The following is a 16,655-nucleotide window of genomic DNA, read 5'->3' as shown; positions in this document are numbered from 1 at the left end:
AATCCCGAAATACAAAGATTCAAAATTTCCAGCGGGTTTAAGTAATTATAATATGGTTGTAAACAATACATAAAAAATAAATCACATTAGTTAGAATTTTATTATCTTTGTACAAGTAAAAAAAATATCTTCAAATTTTTAGTATGTATTTAGTCCTCTATTTATGGAGGGCTATTTTTTTAGTTAAAATTTAAAGATTTATAAATTTATTTCATATATAAATTCATCATAAATCAGTTGTAGATTTTTCCAATGAAATATTTTGAGATAAAGAAAGTAGATATTTATTTTAAATATCTGTAAGTATCTCAAACAAGCTGTTTTTTAAGCTTTTAACGTTAGGCGAAATATTTTTAATTCACTTAGAATTGCGATGAATAAAAATTCTATTCCTCTTTGAATCACATCTGTACTACTCTAAAAAAATACTTATCAAGCCGTTCTATTGAACAGTCTTTGTGTACGTGAAGTATTACTATAAAAAATAATAAATACAGCAAACTCCAATAGGAGCATTCTACTGGCGTTTTTACAAAGATGCTTAAAAAAATTTAATTCAGTTGGTAATTTGGGATTACTAAACTCAAGATAAAGTGAACATAATTTTGTTCAACCTCTTTTCTGTTGATCAGTTTATTTTTGTATTCGTAAGAATTAAGCTGTTTTATCAGGCCCTGGTAGATATCAAAATCTTCACCTTTTATTCTTATTCTGATATTACCGTCTTTTCTTGGGACAAGCACATCATCCAAAGTTCTTACCTTAAACAAAACCTCATAAAGCTTTGCGTTACGAGGATTAGATCCGATATACCTTTCAATTAAATTAACTTTAAACGAATCAAATAGAATTGTATGAAAAACAATTTTAGAGTTAGGCTCCTGAGTATTGAGCTCAAGTTTGTAGTTCATGAATTTTAAATTTTGGCAAATATATGTTTATTTATATCAAATTATAGTTCATTTTTCAATTCTTTTTATAGGAGAGGTATTTTTTTCTCAATAATTATGTGTCACATAATTTTTCTCATATAAAAATAAGAATTTTAAAAAATTGTGGTACAATGAGTTAAACTTTTCAATTTTATTCTGATGTAAAAATACAATAATTTTAACAGAAATTGGCGATCAAAAATAATAGTTCATAGTTAAAATTATTAATTTAATTATTACTTTTGCTGTATATTAAAAACACACTAGATGTTGAATTAAAAATAATAATTTTTTTAGGGTTTTTATAGTATGGAGAATTTTGTTAAAATCAAAGTGTTAAAGTAGATACCTAGATGGTTAATTTTTTTATCAACAGTTCAATCATTTATTTTTTCATCATAATTTTTTATTTGTTTATTGGAAATTTCAGCTGAACAGACCCCTAATAAAAAAATAAAAAGTAAAGAATCTGTTGTGCATTTAGAGCAAACACCATAAAATGGAATTTCAAATAATTGAGGAAGAATTTTACTTCCAAAATAGAGATTCAAAATACAAAATATTGTATAGTTCATCTCTTTTTACGAATAATCTCTTTTTATATTTTCATAATCAATTGGATTCCTAAATACACACAGGTTGTAAAGATACAAAAGCCGTTATTTTAATAAAAGTATTCTGGTAACCGAAGTGCCGACTTTGATGGCAGGTTGCCTGGCATAATCCGACAGGCGGTGTGGTTATGGATCAGACGGAATCGCCTATATGTGAGCTTGAACTTGAATTGCTGGGAAAATTTTCTTACCAGAAAATTAAGTATGCTCTGACGGATATTTCAAACCAGAACAGATTAGAGATATTATTCGAAGATTAATCTTATTGCGGTAAGAAAACAGGTAGCTATATAACAATTCAGATTTTTAAGTTTGAATAAAATTCTTGGAAGAGGTTTTTTTTGAATAAAAAAATAAAGTAAAGATAATTAATGGATTAATTTTTTTTTGCTGTTTTGTTTTTTTCGGAATGAAAATTGCTGCAAAATGATTTAACATAATATATTATTCCCTTAATAGTTTTATTATTTTCACTATTTAGTGATATTTATATGTTAAGTGAAAAATATACATAAATTTTATGTATTATGATATTGTTTTTAAAATTAAATAAGGTAGAGTGTAAATAGCATATGAAAAAAACAAATATTATTATTTACCTGATGATGGTATCGGTGATTTTACTATCGTGTAAGCCCAAACAGAATATGGTATATTTGTCCAATCATAATATGCAAGATGAGGTTTCCAGAGCCAAATTCCAAGGATTGCATATTCAGGAAGGAGATATTCTTCTGATTCTAGTTTCTGCATTAGACGAACTTGCAGTGAAGCCTTTTAATCTTAATACAGCTAACAAGGTGGGGAGTGATTCTAGTACTGGGATAAATCAATATGTGCAACCGAGTGAATATTTGGTAAGTGAAGAAGGATATATATATATCCCTGTTATGGGGAATATTTATGTTAAAGGAATGACACAAATACAGTTGAAGCAGGATTTGGAATCTCGTCTGAAAAAATATCTCACGGATCCTATGGTAAGTATCAGTCTTAAAAATTTTAATGTGAGCATATTAGGTGAAGTAAAAGATCCGGGTCAAAAAGAAAGTGTTTCTCAAAAGATTAATGTTTTTCAAGCATTGGGGCTTGCAGGAGATATGACAGATTTTGGCGACCGTACCAATGTAAAACTTATTCGTACAGGAGAAGACGGGGTAGATCAGGTGGTTAATATTGACCTTACAAGATCGGATGTCGTAAACTCACCTTACTATTACATGAAGCAAAACGACATCTTGTATGTTCAGCCGGATAAAAACAAGCAGGTTCAGGCCAATTCTAACCCAAATAGAGCACTTACATTCCAGATTATCGGTGCATTACTGACTGCGGGTACCTTAATTATTGCTTTAACAAGACGATAAAATATGCAGCAAGTAGAATTTCAAGCAGGAGAAGAAAAATTTAATATTAGAAATACAATTTCTAAATATTTATATAAATGGGCATGGTTCATTGCCTCTATTTTGATTTTTGTAACGAGTGCTTATATTTTCCTCAGGTATAGTGTACCAAGATATCAGACTAAAACCACCCTTAAATTTGATAAGAAACAAAACGATCTTTCCTCAGCTTTGGCAGACCTTGATAATCTGGGGATTGGTCTCGGAAATGCAGATGAGCTCAAAAGTGAAGCTGCTGTAGTGAATTCGAGACCGATATTGATGCAGGTAGTGAAGAATCTTAACCTGAATGTAGAATATTTCAGTACGGGAGAGATCAAAGATTCTCAGCTGTTTATAGATGCCCCTATCACGGCAAAGATTTTAACGTATAATGATAAAAAATTTAAATTATCTACATATACCATAACAAATATCAAAGGTGAGCAATTTGTTCTTAAAAACGAAAAGAAAGAAAAGATTATAGGGAAATTCAATACTCCTTTAGCATTGGATTTCGGAACTGTGATCATACAGAAAAGAGCTCCTTTTTCTTTAAAATCAGAATATAAAATCGTTTTTTCAAACCCCACTGAGAAGGTTAAAAAACTTGAAAAGACAGTACAGGTCAATTTGCCAGACGAAAAGGCTATGCTGATGGATATCACCCTGATAGGAACTCTCCCAGAAAAATCTGAGGCTATTCTGAATGAAGTAACCAAACAATATAATATTGATGGCCAGAGAGATAAAAATCTGCAGGCTCAAAATACCCAGGAATTTATAGATAAAAGGCTGGAAGTAATTACCAAAGACCTTTCTGGGGTTGAAAACCAGAAAGAAGACTTCCAAAACCGAAACCGTATTGTTGATCTTCAGGCGCAGGCAGAGCTTGCCCTTCAGAATACCAGTGAAAATACAAAAGTACTTCTTCAGCAGCAGGCACAGCTTGATCTTTTGAATTCGCTTTCTGCAGAGGCTTCAAAAGGCAATAATCAGCTGATGCCTTCCAATCTTGGGCTCAATCCTTCTTTGGAGCAATCAATTTCTCAGTATAACCTGTTTTTAATCAGCAGAAACAAAACTTTGAAGCAGGCAACGAACGAAAACCCTGCAATCATTGAGATGAACAGGGAAATTGCGTCATTAAAAGAAGTCATCAGAGATAATATCCGTGAGCAAAAGCAAAGTGTTCAGGCAGGTATTTCTCAGCTTCAGAATCAGATATCGACAAGCAATAATATTATAGAAAAAGCTCCCAGGCAGTCTAAAATCTACAGAGGGATTGAACGCCAGCAAAACCTTAAAGAACAGCTTTTCCTTTTCCTGCTTCAGAAAAGAGAAGAAAATGCGATCAATCTTTCTGTAAATGTTCCGAAGGCTAAAATTGTGAATCCGGCATTCACTCAGGATGCACCGGTATCACCTAAAAAAGATCTTATTCTTTCCGGGGCTTTTTTTCTTGGAATATTAATTCCTTTTGCTTTTTTTTATTTATTGTTCATGCTTGATGATAAAATCTACAACAGGGAAGATATTAAGCGGCGTTCCGGATTAGGTGTCCTGGTTGACATCCCTTCGCTTAAAGATAATGAAAACCACCTTGTTCAGAAAAATGACTTTTCCGAGCTTGCGGAAGCATTCAGGGTGCTTGTTTCCAATCTAAAATTTGTACTGCCGGTAAAAGATTCAGCTAAAGTTATCATAGTAACTTCTTCCGTGAAGGGGGAGGGTAAAACTCTTGTTTCGGTAAATCTTGCCTTAACGTTGGCAAATAAAAATGGAAGAGCACTTCTGATTGGTTCGGATATCCGTAATCCTCAGATCCAAAGGTATGACAGTGAGTCCGTAAAGAGAAAAGGTCTTACAGAGTATTTATATGATGAATCGATGAATGTTGAAGATCTTATTCATACATCAACCACGAATCTTTCATGTGATGTGATCTATGCGGGGATGATTCCTCCAAATCCTCAGGAGCTGCTTTCTAATGGGAGATATCAAAAGCTTATTACGAAAATGTCTTCTCAATATGCTTACATTATCATAGACTCTGCCCCGCTGATGTTGGTTTCCGATACTCTGAGTATTGCTGATACAGCTGATACCATACTATATGTAGTGAGATCAGGGGTATCTAAAAATATACTGATCGATTTTGCGAACGATCTGGTAAGAGATTCAAAATTATCTAATGTATCCTTTATCATTAATGATGTTTCGAAGCGTGCGGGAGGCTACGGATACAATTACAGCTATGGCTATGGTTATAACAATAGCGAAAAGAAAAGTTGGTGGAAGAAAATCTTTAAATCATAGAAATGCAGAAAATATTAATAACAGGAGGAGCGGGTTTTATCGGTTCTAATTTAACGGAATACTTTTTAAATAAGGGCTATCAGGTAGTTTGCTTAGACAATTTCGTAACAGGATACCGCCATAATGTAGAGCCTTTTCTTCAAAATCCAAATTATCAATTAATTGAAGGTGATATCTGTGATCTGGAGATGTGCCGAAAGGCCGTTGAAAATATAGATTACGTATTGCATCAGGCAGCGTTGGGCTCTGTACCGAGATCTATCAAAGATCCTATTAAAAGCAATGAAATCAATATTTCAGGTTTTTTAAACATGCTTGTTGCAGCTCGTGACGCTAATATTAAACGTTTCGTTTACGCAGCCTCGTCATCCACATACGGAGATTCTGTGTCATTACCTAAAGTGGAGAACGTTATCGGAAGGCCGCTTTCGCCATATGCCATTACAAAATACGTTAATGAATTATACGCAGATGTATTCGCAAAAACATACGGAATGGAATGTGTCGGCTTAAGATATTTCAACGTATTTGGTCGCAGACAGGATTCTAACGGGACTTATGCGGCTGTAATTCCTTTGTTTATTAAACAATTGATGAATCATGAATCTCCTAAAATCAACGGAACAGGAGACTATTCACGTGATTTTACCTATATTGATAATGTAATCAGGATGAATGAGCTGGCAATGTTTACAGACAATCCAGATGCAGTCAATACAGTATACAATACGGCAGTAGGTGATTGTACAACACTGAATGATCTGATTGTTTACCTTAAAAAATATTTAAGTGAATTTGATGAGAAAATAGCAGACATCGAAGCTGTACACGGTCCCAACCGCATAGGAGATATTCCGCATTCGCTTGCTTCCGTGGAAAAAGCAGAAAAATTACTGGGGTACCAACCTTCACACACTATAGAAAAAGGCTTAAAGGAAGCGATCAGCTGGTACTGGGAAAACTTAAAATAAACACTATTAATATAATATTTGTGGAAAAAAAACATAAGATAGCCGTTATCGGATTAGGATACGTAGGGCTGCCATTGGCAAGATTATTTGCTACTCAATATCAGGTTGTGGGTTTTGATATCAATAAGAACAGAATTGGTGAGCTGAAAACAGGATTAGACAGCACGCTGGAAGTAGAGAATGATGTCTTACAATCTGTACTGATTCAGGAAAATCCTTTTAATAATTCAACTGATAAAGGTTTGTACTGCTCTTTTGATATGAATGATATTAAAGATGCAGATATTTATGTTATCACGGTTCCGACTCCGGTTGACCAGCACAACAGGCCTGATCTTACACCTTTATACAAGGCTTCAGAAACTGTAGGCAAAGTATTGTCTAAAAATGATGTTGTGATCTACGAATCTACGGTATATCCCGGTGCTACGGAAGAAGAATGTATCCCGGTGCTGGAAAAAGTTTCAGGATTGAAATTTAATCAGGATTTCTTTGCAGGATATTCGCCGGAACGTATCAACCCCGGAGATAAAGAGCATACCGTAGAAAAAATTGTGAAAGTAACCTCAGGTTCAACACCGGAAATAGGGAAGGTGGTAGACGGACTATATAAATCTGTAATCGTGGCGGGAACTCATCTGGCTCCAACCATCAAGATTGCAGAAGCCGCTAAAGTAATTGAAAACTCACAAAGAGACATCAATATTGCTTTTGTTAACGAATTGGCAAAAATTTTCAATCTTCTGGAAATTGATACCCATGAAGTTTTAAAGGCTGCAGGTACAAAATGGAACTTTTTACCTTTCAAACCCGGTCTGGTAGGCGGTCACTGTATTGGTGTTGATCCTTATTACCTGGCTCAGAAAGCACAGGAAAAAGGCTATCATCCGGAAATTATTTTAGCAGGGCGCCGTCTTAATGACTCGATGGGACAGTATGTGGCTTCTCAATTGGTGAAAACCATGATTAAAAAGAAGATTACCATAAACGGAGCCAGAGTTTTGAACTTAGGAATAACATTTAAAGAAAATTGCCCGGATGTACGCAATACAAAGGCTGTTGACGTTATCCAGGGGCTTGAAGACTATTCTTTACACGTGACGACTTTTGACCCGTGGGCAAACCCACAGGAAGTGCAGCATGAATACAGCCTTAATGTGGTGAGTGAAATTCCCGAAGAGAAATTTGATGCGATTATCCTGACAGTAGCGCACAACGAATTCATGAATGTAAACCTGAATAATTATTTAAAAGAAGGCGGAATCATTTATGATGTGAAGGGAGTTTTACAGAAATGTGACTTCAGACTATAATTAGTTTAATTTAAAAAAGTATAGAAAGCAGCTTTAGGAAAGAAGAGGCACCCGATAAGGATGGAAGTACACCGATCATCAAAATTAGCTTTATTCGCTTTAAGTTTTTTGTTTTTCTTCATAGGTTTTTTAATCTATGGGAATAGCAATAATGACTTTTACGAAAATATTTATCTTTTGCCGGTGGGGTTGGGGTTTTTCTCCCTATTTATCTCTGACATTTTTGAAAAGCTTAAATCTTACTTCATTTTCTGGATCATTACTATTCAGCAGGTTATACGATATGCTGTGATCCCGCTTCTTTTTATTACCGGAGACAAATTAAAGTTTGGAAGCATAACGGTCAACGAGCCTTATGCTGTTGTGATGATGCTTATTGAGTTGCTATTCATATTGATAGCTTATCATATCTGTACTTTTTCGGGAGAAAAGAAGGCAAAAAAATCACATCTTGACTTTTTACCGCTGAATACCATTAATATAGGGTTATTTTTTCTTTTTATACTGATCATTGCCACAAACGGAAGCTTTTTACAGAAATTGAGTTTCGTTTGGGATATTGCAAAGTATTTAAAGGTGAAACTTTCCGGTGATCTTGAGAATGTTTCACCTTTAGTTAGTATTATGTTCCCGGTGATGAGGGCATATATCGTGCTTTTTATCTTTTCGGTAATTAATTCTTTCAAGATAAAGCAAAGAACAAAGCTTATCCTGTCGATACTGATGGTTTTGATTAACGCTACGATTATTATCGGGATTAGCCGTTTCAGTATTGTGTATGCTACCTTTCCTTTGGTGCTTTTGCTGGTCTATTTTTACCCGGCGTACAGGAAAAGAATAGTTAGCTACACATCTATTTTCTTCGGCTTGATATTATTGCTGGCTTCTGTGGCCAAGTTTTCAGGAGAAACAAAAAAAGCAGATGTAGGAGGTTTTTTCAGTCTTCATCAGCTTAATGCGTATTTCGGAGGGGTGGCCAACTATGCAATTGGATATGACTCTTACAAGAAAAATGTAGTAGAACCGTCTGATAAATATTATTATTTCATTTCTGATATTACACAGAATATCCCTGTTTTATCAAATTTTTCGAATGATAATTATAAGACCAATATTAAGTTTAATGATCAGATCTACGGTGCAGGGCGTTCCAGGGACCAGATTGTTCCGGTTTCTGTAGCAGGGCTGTATCATTTTTCGATTTATTTTTTTTACCTCTACATATTTGTATTGAGCATTTTGGCTTTCAGGTTTGAAAGAAAGGCTTACATATCAGATTCGCCGGTTCTATTTTTCCTATATATCATTTTAGCTTTCGGATGTTCCACGACGATGATGATTAATATCGGATCTCTTTCGGCGACATTATTTATCAATCTGCTAGTGTTTATACCATTCTTTACAATGATTAATAAATTAAATTTAAAAAAATGAAAAAGTTAATCTTCTTATTTTTTGTGTTCATATACTTTTTGGGAAACAGCCAGCAATATGTAAAAGACCGTTTTTCAGGATACACTACCGTTAAAAGTCAGTATTTTAAAACGGCAAAAGACCTTACATCTTATCTGCCTGCAGGTTTTTCCAAAACAGGAAATACAGATTATACTTCATACATTCAGAAAGGGATTAATGAAAATGCTGCGGTCATTATGCCGGATTTTCCTGTTCTTGTTAATGAAAGCGGACTTAATTTAAAATCAAATCAGAAAATCCTTTTTCAAAAAAATTCAAAGCTGATTATGAAGCCTAATGCCAAAGACCGCAACGGGATTCTTAATCTTTTTAACATTCAGAATGTTGATATTTATTACCCTAACCTCGTTGGGGACAAGCACAAGCATTTGTCAACCGCCGGAGAATGGGGAATGGGGATCTATATTTTATCTTCCAGCGACATCAATATCATCGGTTCAAACATCCAAAGCTGCTGGGGTGATGGAATTTGCATTGGAGGAAGAAATAACATCAGTTCATCCCACATCACGATTAAAAATTCGATCCTGAATGACCACCGAAGAAACGGGATCACCATCGGCGGGGTCACGAATTTAACAATTGAAAATGCTTACATCGCCAATACTTCCGGAACAAATCCTCAGGCGGGAATTGATATTGAGCCGGACAGCAATAATTACGACATACAAAATATAAAGCTCACCAATATAGAAACCAAAAATAACGGAAACTACGGGATTATAGTTTCGCCGGGCAATATGGTGGGTAAAAAGCAAAAAGACATTTCAATCGCGATTAATAATTTCAAAGACAACGGCTCTAAAATAGGCCTCGGAATGGCGGTAACAAGAGACAAGCCGAGTGTTGGCTTACCCATGCTGGGCGGGAATATCAGTGTAAGCAATTTTTCTTCGCAGAACAATTCTACGGGAAAATTCAGGTCATTCAAAGGGGCTTCGCATAAAGTAAACATCAATTTGGATTTCGGTAAGACGGGAGCGGCTTCCAAAAGCGTAACCAATTACGGGCAGAAGCTTAAAAATAATAACGAAACGATTACCTTAAAATAATGATCAACAGAATAAAAAAGATTTTCAATACGAAAGACAAGAAGGCCCTGCTGGAAAACTTCGTTTCACTGTCTGCACTGCAGCTGGTGGGGATGCTGCTGCCGTTGATCACCCTGCCTTATATCTTAAGGGTAATAGGTTTTGAAAAATATGGAGTTATTGTTTTTTCAGCATCGCTGATTGCATATTTTACGGCTTTGACTGATTTCAGTTTCAGAATTACAGCTACACGTGATGTGGCTGTTCACAGAGACAGCCCGATGAAGCTAAATGTAATTTACAGCAAAGTTTTAACGCTTAAAACCCTTTTCCTGATGCTTTCCTGGCTTATCATCGCGATAGCGGTTTACATTTATCCGCCTTTTTACGAAAATAGGGAAATTTATTTTTACACGAGCCTGCTTTTGCTGGGTTACGTTTTGTTTCCGGAATGGTTTTTTCAGGGGATTGAAAAAATGCGCTATATCACTTATCTGAATTTAGGAATTAAACTTTTCTTCACGCTCTGTGTTTTTATTTTTATTAAAAAGCAAAGTGATTTCTGGATTTATCCGCTGCTGCAAAGTGCGGGATATATCGGGGCCGGTCTGGTGGGACAGTTTCTTCTAATGAAAAAATATAAGCTAAAATTTATTTTTCTGCCTTATAAAACGATTGTAGAAACAATTAAGGTTAATTCGCCGATTTTTATTAATCAATTTGTACCTACGCTGTATAACAATACCAGTACATTTCTGCTGGGGATTTTCGGGACGGCGCAATTGGTGGGGATCTATCAGGCGATTTTAACGGTTATCAATCTGATTGTGGCTTTAATCGAAATTCTTTCCCGTGTGTTTTTTCCTTTCCTGAACAGGAAAAAAGATACTTTTCAATGGTATAAAAACATGATGCTGATCACGGTAAGCGTAATGATCTTCGGTGTTTTAGTATTTAATAAACTTATTTTCTGGTACCTGAACATCAGCTATGATCATGCCTTCTGGATTTTGCTCATCCTTTCTATAGGACTGTTCGGGTATACCTTGTATAATATTTTCGGACTTAATTATTTTATAGTGCACCGCGAGGATAAGCTGGTGATGAAGAATACACTGCTGTTTTCGGTAGTCGGCTTTTTCATTACCATTCCGATGATCAGGTATACTACAATTTTCGGTTCTGCCATAAGTTTAAGTCTGGTAAGATGTTTAATAGGTTCAAGTTTATTTTTAAAATGGTTTAAGCATGATTCTAAAAAAAATCTATAACAAATCTCTAAACATTTTCTTGAACGGATATTATAAAAATTTAAAGGGAATTAACCTTTTGGGAAATGTTCATTTTAAAGCGGCTCCTGTAATTGTTAAACATCAAAATGCTAAGATAACAATCGGGAAAAATACTGTCATCAATTCCTCAAAAAGGAATTATCATATCAATATGTTCTCCTCTTGCAAATTATTAGCAGACCGCCCGCAGGCTGAGATCATTATTGGTGAAAACTGCAGGATACACGGAACCTGTATTCATGCCGTGAAAAAAATTATCATAGGAAATAACTGCTTAATTGCGGCAAATACTAATATCATCGATTCCAATGGTCATATTCTGGCAATGAATAACCCGATTGAACGATTAACAATTGCCGATGAAGGCAGGCCGGTAATCATAGAAGATAATGTCTGGATAGGATCTAATGTGATTATCCTTCCCGGGGCTACTATCAGAAGAGGATCAGTAATTATGGCCGGAAGTGTGGTAAAGGGAGAGGTACCTCCAAAAAGTATATATGGAACAGACTCATATAAAGTGATTAAATAATATGGATAAAATGAACATAGCAGTACATCACCGTAAAGGTAGTTTTTCTGATCGCTGGATAGAGTATCTGGAGGCAAACAAAATACCCTATATTTTGGTCAATGCTTTTGATAATGATATAATAAGGCAGATGAAAGTGCATCAGGTAACACATTTTATGTGGCATTTCAATCAGAACTATTTTGAGGATATGCTTTTGGCCAGAAATTTATTCAGGTCTATCAGTCAGATGGGTGTAAAGACATTTCCTAATGAAGATGCTTACTGGCATTTTGATGATAAAGTAGCACAGAAATACCTTTTGGAAGCATTGGATATCCCTTTGGTAAAATCAGATGTTTTTTATCATGAGAAAGAAGCGGAAAATTATGTTGAAAAAGAAACGTTTCCGAAAGTTTTTAAGCTGAAAGGGGGAGCCGGATCTATTAATGTAAAGCTTATAAAAACAAAAGGTCAGGCTAGAAGAATCGTAAAACAAGCTTTTGGAAAGGGCTTTCCTGCATTCGATTCTAAGGCTGTTTTCACAGATACTATCGAAAGATTCTGGAGGCAGAAAAATGTTCACAACTTTCTTAGGATTGTAAAATGGGGCTACAAAGGAATTTTTATAGATAAGCAGTATAAAGTTTTTCCAAAGCAGAAGAACTACGTGTACTTTCAGGAGTTTATTCCCAATCTTACCTATGATATAAGGCTTATTGTGATTGGTGAAAAGTGTTATTACCTTAAAAGAAATACAAGGGATAATGATTTCAGGGCATCAGGAAGCGGAATGTTGGAATTTGAGCCCGGAGGATTCGATACTAACGCAGTGGGTATAGCTTTTAAAGCTGCCCGTAAGCTGAATATGATCTGCGTGGCCTATGATTTCATATTTGATACTGATAATAATCCTCTAATTGTGGAGATTAGCTACGGATTTCAGCCATATATATACGATCAGTGTTTAGGATTTTATGATATAGACTTGAAATGGAATGAGACAAAAGTTAATGTAGAATGTGAAATGATTCATAATTTTTTAAACTAAATTTTATAAATGTGTTGATTTTTATTTTAAAATATTTTATATGTTAATAAATTTTTAATTTTATTAGTTTATTCAACTTATTGTGAAATATTTTTTCGTATATTTGCTTAGCATAGTAAAATAATAAATCAAAATACGTTTTATTTAAAAAAAATGTCTTGTGAATGAGATTTTTACCTCGTTACTATATAATATCTTAACACACAAATTTGAAAAAAATCATCTTATTTAATGAAAATAATTCAAAAATTCAGAATTGCTCTGAAAATATTTGAAGTTATTCTTCATGTAAAGTTTAAAAAACTTGTAACCTAATTTTTATCTGATTACTGCTAATAAAAAAGTAATAGAATAGAATATGAATATAATATTCCTTGAAGCCGTTCAAATTCATGGTGGTGCCCGTAAGAGTACCATCGAACTGGCCAGGAGACTGAATGAAGAAGGGCACAACTCAGTTGTTGTAGATTTCTGGGGCAATTGTACTGATTTTGTAGAAGACGTAAAAGCGAATGATATTCCGATTAAAATATTAAAGAAAAATAATACCCCGATTGTGATTTTTAGCTCCAAAAACCCAGTGATAATACTGAAAAACATCACTTTATTTCTGTTGGATTGGATGAAACTGAAAAAAGAATTCAGAAATTATCAGAAAGAATTCAAAACCGATGTGGTTATTGTTAATAATATAAAAACCAATTCCATACTTAGAAAAGGAAAAGGCTATAAGATCGCTTATTTTGCCAGAGGATGGTTTGCTTACCACTCGATAAGCTTTCTAAAGAAGCTGATGTTTAAGAATAATTCTGATTATTTTATCGGAGTTTCCCAATCCACGAGGCAGGCCATCTTTACCGGAGGGTTGGCTCCATTAGAAAAAATATTTGTAGTGCCGAATGCTATTGATTTAGCTAAAGTTGAGCAATACAGAAAAGACAGACAGGCAAGAACGGATAATGATCCTATGGTGATTCTGCATTGCGGCGGATTTCTACCGGCGAAAGGGCAGGGGATGTCTATTGTTTTAGCAAAAAAATTAAAGAAAGCGGGTGTTAATTTCAGACTGATTTTAATGGGAGCCGTCTATGATACCTCTGCTTCAGAGAATTTTTTGAAAAAGATCCTCCAGGAAATTAAGCAGTATAGCCTTGAAGATAATGTAGAAATCCTTCTCAACCAGAAAGATCCGTATCGTATTTTCATGAATGCCGATATTCTCATACATCCATCTGATACCGAGGGTTTGCCTCGTGTAATTATGGAAGCGCTCGCTTTTGAGATACCGGTTATCGCTAATCCAGTAGGTGGAGTTACAGATTATGTGCTGCACAATTTTACAGGATATATTGCCACACACAACAATGCAGATGACTACTTTGAATATATCTATAAGCTGTACAATGACAGGGTTTTATATCAATTTATTGCAGGCAATGGAAAAGCTTTGATTGCAAATAATTATGATAAGAAAAATCAAGTGGAAGAATTTAATAAAATCTTTGAAAAAATGGGAAAATTATGAAATTAATAACTGTTTTTACCCCGACTTTCAACCGAGATAAAACACTCGGAAGGCTGTATGAATCATTATGCAGACAGAGCAGCCGAGATTTTAAATGGATCATTGTAGATGATGGCTCTATAGATAATACTTTCGCACAAGTTGGTATATGGATTACAGAAAATAAGCTAGAAATACAATACCATTATCAGGAAAACAAAGGTAAGCTTGCCGCACAGATATTGGCCCTTGATCATATTGATACGGAACTGTTTACCTGTATCGACTCTGATGATTATATGCCGGATGACGCCATTGAAAAGATTTTAAAATTCTGGAGAGCCAACAAAAAAAGCCATTCTGCAGGAATTATCGGCCTGGATGCGTATAAAGACGGGTCTGTGACGGAAGAAAAACTGCCGGAGGTAGAAGAAATAACCTATTCTGAGCTCGTAGATTATTATAAAATTAAAGGAGACAAAAAATATATTTTCAATACCGAAGTATACAAGAAATATCTGCCTTACCCCTATTTTGAAAATGAAATTTTTCATGAAGTAAGCTGGATTTTTCCACTCATTGATCAGAATCATAAATTTTTGATTTCCAATGAAATATACTGCATTATAGAATATCAAGAGGACGGGCTCTCAAATGGATTGTACAAAAGATATAAGGAAAGTCCCATGTCTTTCATTGAATACAGAAAGATGAAAATGAAATACGGGATCAATAAAAAAGTAGTGCTCAAAAACTCAATACATTACATATCTTCCTGTCTTTTTGCAAAAAAGTGGAATTTTTTTAAGGACTCCCCGAATACACCATATACCCTCTTAGCAATCCCCTTTGGAATATTGCTCAATGTGTACATCAACCGAAAGGTGAAACAAAATACAAATCGTATTAAACAAGGAAAATTAAACTAAGAAAATGAACGCGATAATAGTACCCGGAGTAACTGATTTGAATAAAGGTGACCAGGCTTTAGTCTGGGAAAGCTGGAGGCTGGCTAAAGATACCGGGCTTTATAATGAGGTATATATTTTAGATGCTGGTGATAGCAAGGAAGAGAGAGAATTATTATGCAGACAGTCTGAGGAGCATGGCTTTAAGTTATTAGACAATATTCTAAAGCATCCCAGAAGGGCCCGGCATAAATCCGGTGAACATATTAAAGAATCAAAGCTAGAACTGTTAAAGCAGATCAAAAATGCAGGAATGGATTTTAAAAATACAAGATATCTGATCAGAATCTGCAATGATCTTGATAAAGTAAAAAAAGCTTTTGACGATAAAACCTTTCAGACTGTAAAGCAGTTTCATAATGCTAAAACCATTTTTGTAAAGGGTGGAGGGTTCATCCATGCTTATGGCGAAAAAACAGCTCCTTATCTGATGTGGTATTTCTTGTTCTATGTGAGGTTGGCAAAGGCATTAAACAAAAAAGTGGTTTTTTTTCCTAATTCTTACGGCCCGTTTATAGGCCTAACAGTAAAAAACCAGGTGCGTTCGGTTTTCAACAAACTAGATTTGGTGTATGCCCGTGAGAATGTTTCTTCAAAAAGCTTGGGGGAATTATTGGGAAAAAATATTCCGGTAGAGATGGATCTTGGTTTTTTTCTTGAAAAAGGCAGTCAGGAAGAAGCTTTAAAAGTATTGCAGAAATATAATCTTTCAAAAGAGGATAAAATTGTAGGAGTTACGATACGTCCATGGCGTTTTCCAGGCCTGTCGAATCCGGAAGGATTGTATAGAAAGTACATCGATTCCGTAGCGGAGCTTGCAAAGCACCTTTTAAGCAAAGGATATAAGATGGCTTTGTGCAACCAGTCATTAGGACCGAATTCACATGAAGATGACCGAAATGCCATCAAAGATCTGCTGGAAAAAATACAGGATCCGAATATAATCTGGATCAACGAAAACTTATCCTGTGACCTTTTAAAGGCGGTGTATTCCAGCTTTTATTTCTTCATAGGAACACGTTTTCACTCTATTATCTTTTCACTGACTTCCCTTGTCCCTTCCATCGCCATCGGATATGGGGGAAATAAAGCTTTAGGAATTATGAGAGATTTCAGTTTAGACGATTATGTTGTTCAGATTCAGGATGTGCACCCTGATTTGCTGATCAATATGTTTGACAAGGCGATTACAAAATATGACGCGATAAAATCTCAGCTTGAGAAATCAATGGGCTTGGTGACAGAAAGCCGAAACAGGTTAATAAAAGACATTCAATCCTTATATTAA

At 34.9% G+C, this 16,655-nt stretch carries 13 protein-coding genes; 12 read left to right on the top strand and 1 reads right to left on the bottom strand.

Annotated elements, in window-relative coordinates; genetic code table 11:
* Window positions 1–551: 551 nt before the first annotated feature.
* Window positions 552–911: a prevent-host-death protein gene (locus tag BW926_RS09605; RefSeq protein ID WP_076446585.1), complete on the bottom strand. Its 360-nt coding sequence runs from the start codon at window positions 909–911 to the stop codon at window positions 552–554.
* 1,207 nt (window positions 912–2,118) lie between these two features.
* Between BW926_RS09605 and BW926_RS09600 the strand changes: the two genes are divergently transcribed.
* From BW926_RS09600 to BW926_RS09545, 12 genes are all read left to right on the top strand, one after another.
* Window positions 2,119–2,913: a polysaccharide biosynthesis/export family protein gene (locus BW926_RS09600; RefSeq protein ID WP_076446584.1), complete on the top strand. Its 795-nt coding sequence runs from the start codon at window positions 2,119–2,121 to the stop codon at window positions 2,911–2,913.
* 3 nt (window positions 2,914–2,916) lie between these two features.
* The gene (locus BW926_RS09595; protein WP_076446582.1) at window positions 2,917–5,250 is read left to right on the top strand and encodes a GumC family protein; all 2,334 of its coding nucleotides are present in this window, start codon (window positions 2,917–2,919) and stop codon (window positions 5,248–5,250) included.
* A 2-nt stretch (window positions 5,251–5,252) separates the two neighbouring features.
* On the top strand, window positions 5,253–6,221 hold the full coding sequence (locus BW926_RS09590) for an SDR family oxidoreductase (protein WP_076446580.1): 969 nt from the start codon (window positions 5,253–5,255) through the stop codon (window positions 6,219–6,221).
* Between the two features lie 20 nt (window positions 6,222–6,241).
* Window positions 6,242–7,534 carry a nucleotide sugar dehydrogenase gene (locus BW926_RS09585; protein ID WP_076446578.1) on the top strand — a complete coding sequence of 431 codons (1,293 nt, stop codon included), beginning with the start codon at window positions 6,242–6,244 and terminating at the stop codon, window positions 7,532–7,534.
* A gap of 60 nt (window positions 7,535–7,594) precedes the next feature.
* A complete protein-coding gene (locus tag BW926_RS09580) occupies window positions 7,595–8,968 on the top strand; it encodes an O-antigen polymerase (protein WP_076446576.1) in 1,374 nt (457 codons plus the stop codon).
* A complete protein-coding gene (locus BW926_RS09575) occupies window positions 8,965–10,062 on the top strand; it encodes a right-handed parallel beta-helix repeat-containing protein (RefSeq protein WP_076446574.1) in 1,098 nt (365 codons plus the stop codon). Before BW926_RS09580 ends, BW926_RS09575 begins: the two co-directional genes overlap by 4 nt.
* Entirely contained in the window at window positions 10,062–11,312 is a 1,251-nt protein-coding gene (locus BW926_RS09570; RefSeq protein ID WP_076446572.1) for an oligosaccharide flippase family protein, read from the top strand. The genes BW926_RS09575 and BW926_RS09570 overlap by 1 nt, the downstream gene beginning before the upstream one ends.
* A complete protein-coding gene (locus BW926_RS09565) occupies window positions 11,290–11,865 on the top strand; it encodes an acyltransferase (protein WP_076446570.1) in 576 nt (191 codons plus the stop codon). Before BW926_RS09570 ends, BW926_RS09565 begins: the two co-directional genes overlap by 23 nt.
* A 10-nt stretch (window positions 11,866–11,875) precedes the next feature.
* Window positions 11,876–12,895 (top strand): ATP-grasp domain-containing protein, encoded by a 1,020-nt coding sequence (locus BW926_RS09560; protein WP_076446618.1) that lies wholly within the window; start codon window positions 11,876–11,878, stop codon window positions 12,893–12,895.
* Between the two features lie 358 nt (window positions 12,896–13,253).
* Window positions 13,254–14,420 (top strand): glycosyltransferase family 4 protein, encoded by a 1,167-nt coding sequence (locus BW926_RS09555; protein ID WP_076446568.1) that lies wholly within the window; start codon window positions 13,254–13,256, stop codon window positions 14,418–14,420.
* Window positions 14,417–15,328 carry a glycosyltransferase family 2 protein gene (locus BW926_RS09550; protein WP_076446566.1) on the top strand — a complete coding sequence of 304 codons (912 nt, stop codon included), beginning with the start codon at window positions 14,417–14,419 and terminating at the stop codon, window positions 15,326–15,328. Before BW926_RS09555 ends, BW926_RS09550 begins: the two co-directional genes overlap by 4 nt.
* 4 nt (window positions 15,329–15,332) lie before the next feature.
* A complete protein-coding gene (locus BW926_RS09545) occupies window positions 15,333–16,655 on the top strand; it encodes a polysaccharide pyruvyl transferase family protein (RefSeq protein ID WP_076446564.1) in 1,323 nt (440 codons plus the stop codon).

This window comes from Chryseobacterium sp. RU37D, assembly GCF_900156075.1.
Classification (GTDB): domain Bacteria; phylum Bacteroidota; class Bacteroidia; order Flavobacteriales; family Weeksellaceae; genus Chryseobacterium.
This window is presented reverse-complemented; position numbering and strand designations above follow the sequence as displayed.

Excerpts from the sequence above, each read along its gene's own strand:
- BW926_RS09605 (WP_076446585.1), bottom strand. The coding sequence starts at position 911 with ATGAACTACAAACTTGAGCTCAATACTCAGGAGCCTAACTCTAAAATT.
- BW926_RS09600 (WP_076446584.1), top strand. The coding sequence starts at position 2,119 with ATGAAAAAAACAAATATTATTATTTACCTGATGATGGTATCGGTGATT.
- BW926_RS09595 (WP_076446582.1), top strand. The coding sequence starts at position 2,917 with ATGCAGCAAGTAGAATTTCAAGCAGGAGAAGAAAAATTTAATATTAGA.
- BW926_RS09590 (WP_076446580.1), top strand. The coding sequence starts at position 5,253 with ATGCAGAAAATATTAATAACAGGAGGAGCGGGTTTTATCGGTTCTAAT.
- BW926_RS09580 (WP_076446576.1), top strand. The coding sequence starts at position 7,595 with ATGGAAGTACACCGATCATCAAAATTAGCTTTATTCGCTTTAAGTTTT.
- BW926_RS09575 (WP_076446574.1), top strand. The coding sequence starts at position 8,965 with ATGAAAAAGTTAATCTTCTTATTTTTTGTGTTCATATACTTTTTGGGA.
- BW926_RS09570 (WP_076446572.1), top strand. The coding sequence starts at position 10,062 with ATGATCAACAGAATAAAAAAGATTTTCAATACGAAAGACAAGAAGGCC.
- BW926_RS09565 (WP_076446570.1), top strand. The coding sequence starts at position 11,290 with ATGATTCTAAAAAAAATCTATAACAAATCTCTAAACATTTTCTTGAAC.
- BW926_RS09560 (WP_076446618.1), top strand. The coding sequence starts at position 11,876 with ATGAACATAGCAGTACATCACCGTAAAGGTAGTTTTTCTGATCGCTGG.
- BW926_RS09555 (WP_076446568.1), top strand. The coding sequence starts at position 13,254 with ATGAATATAATATTCCTTGAAGCCGTTCAAATTCATGGTGGTGCCCGT.
- BW926_RS09550 (WP_076446566.1), top strand. The coding sequence starts at position 14,417 with ATGAAATTAATAACTGTTTTTACCCCGACTTTCAACCGAGATAAAACA.
- BW926_RS09545 (WP_076446564.1), top strand. The coding sequence starts at position 15,333 with ATGAACGCGATAATAGTACCCGGAGTAACTGATTTGAATAAAGGTGAC.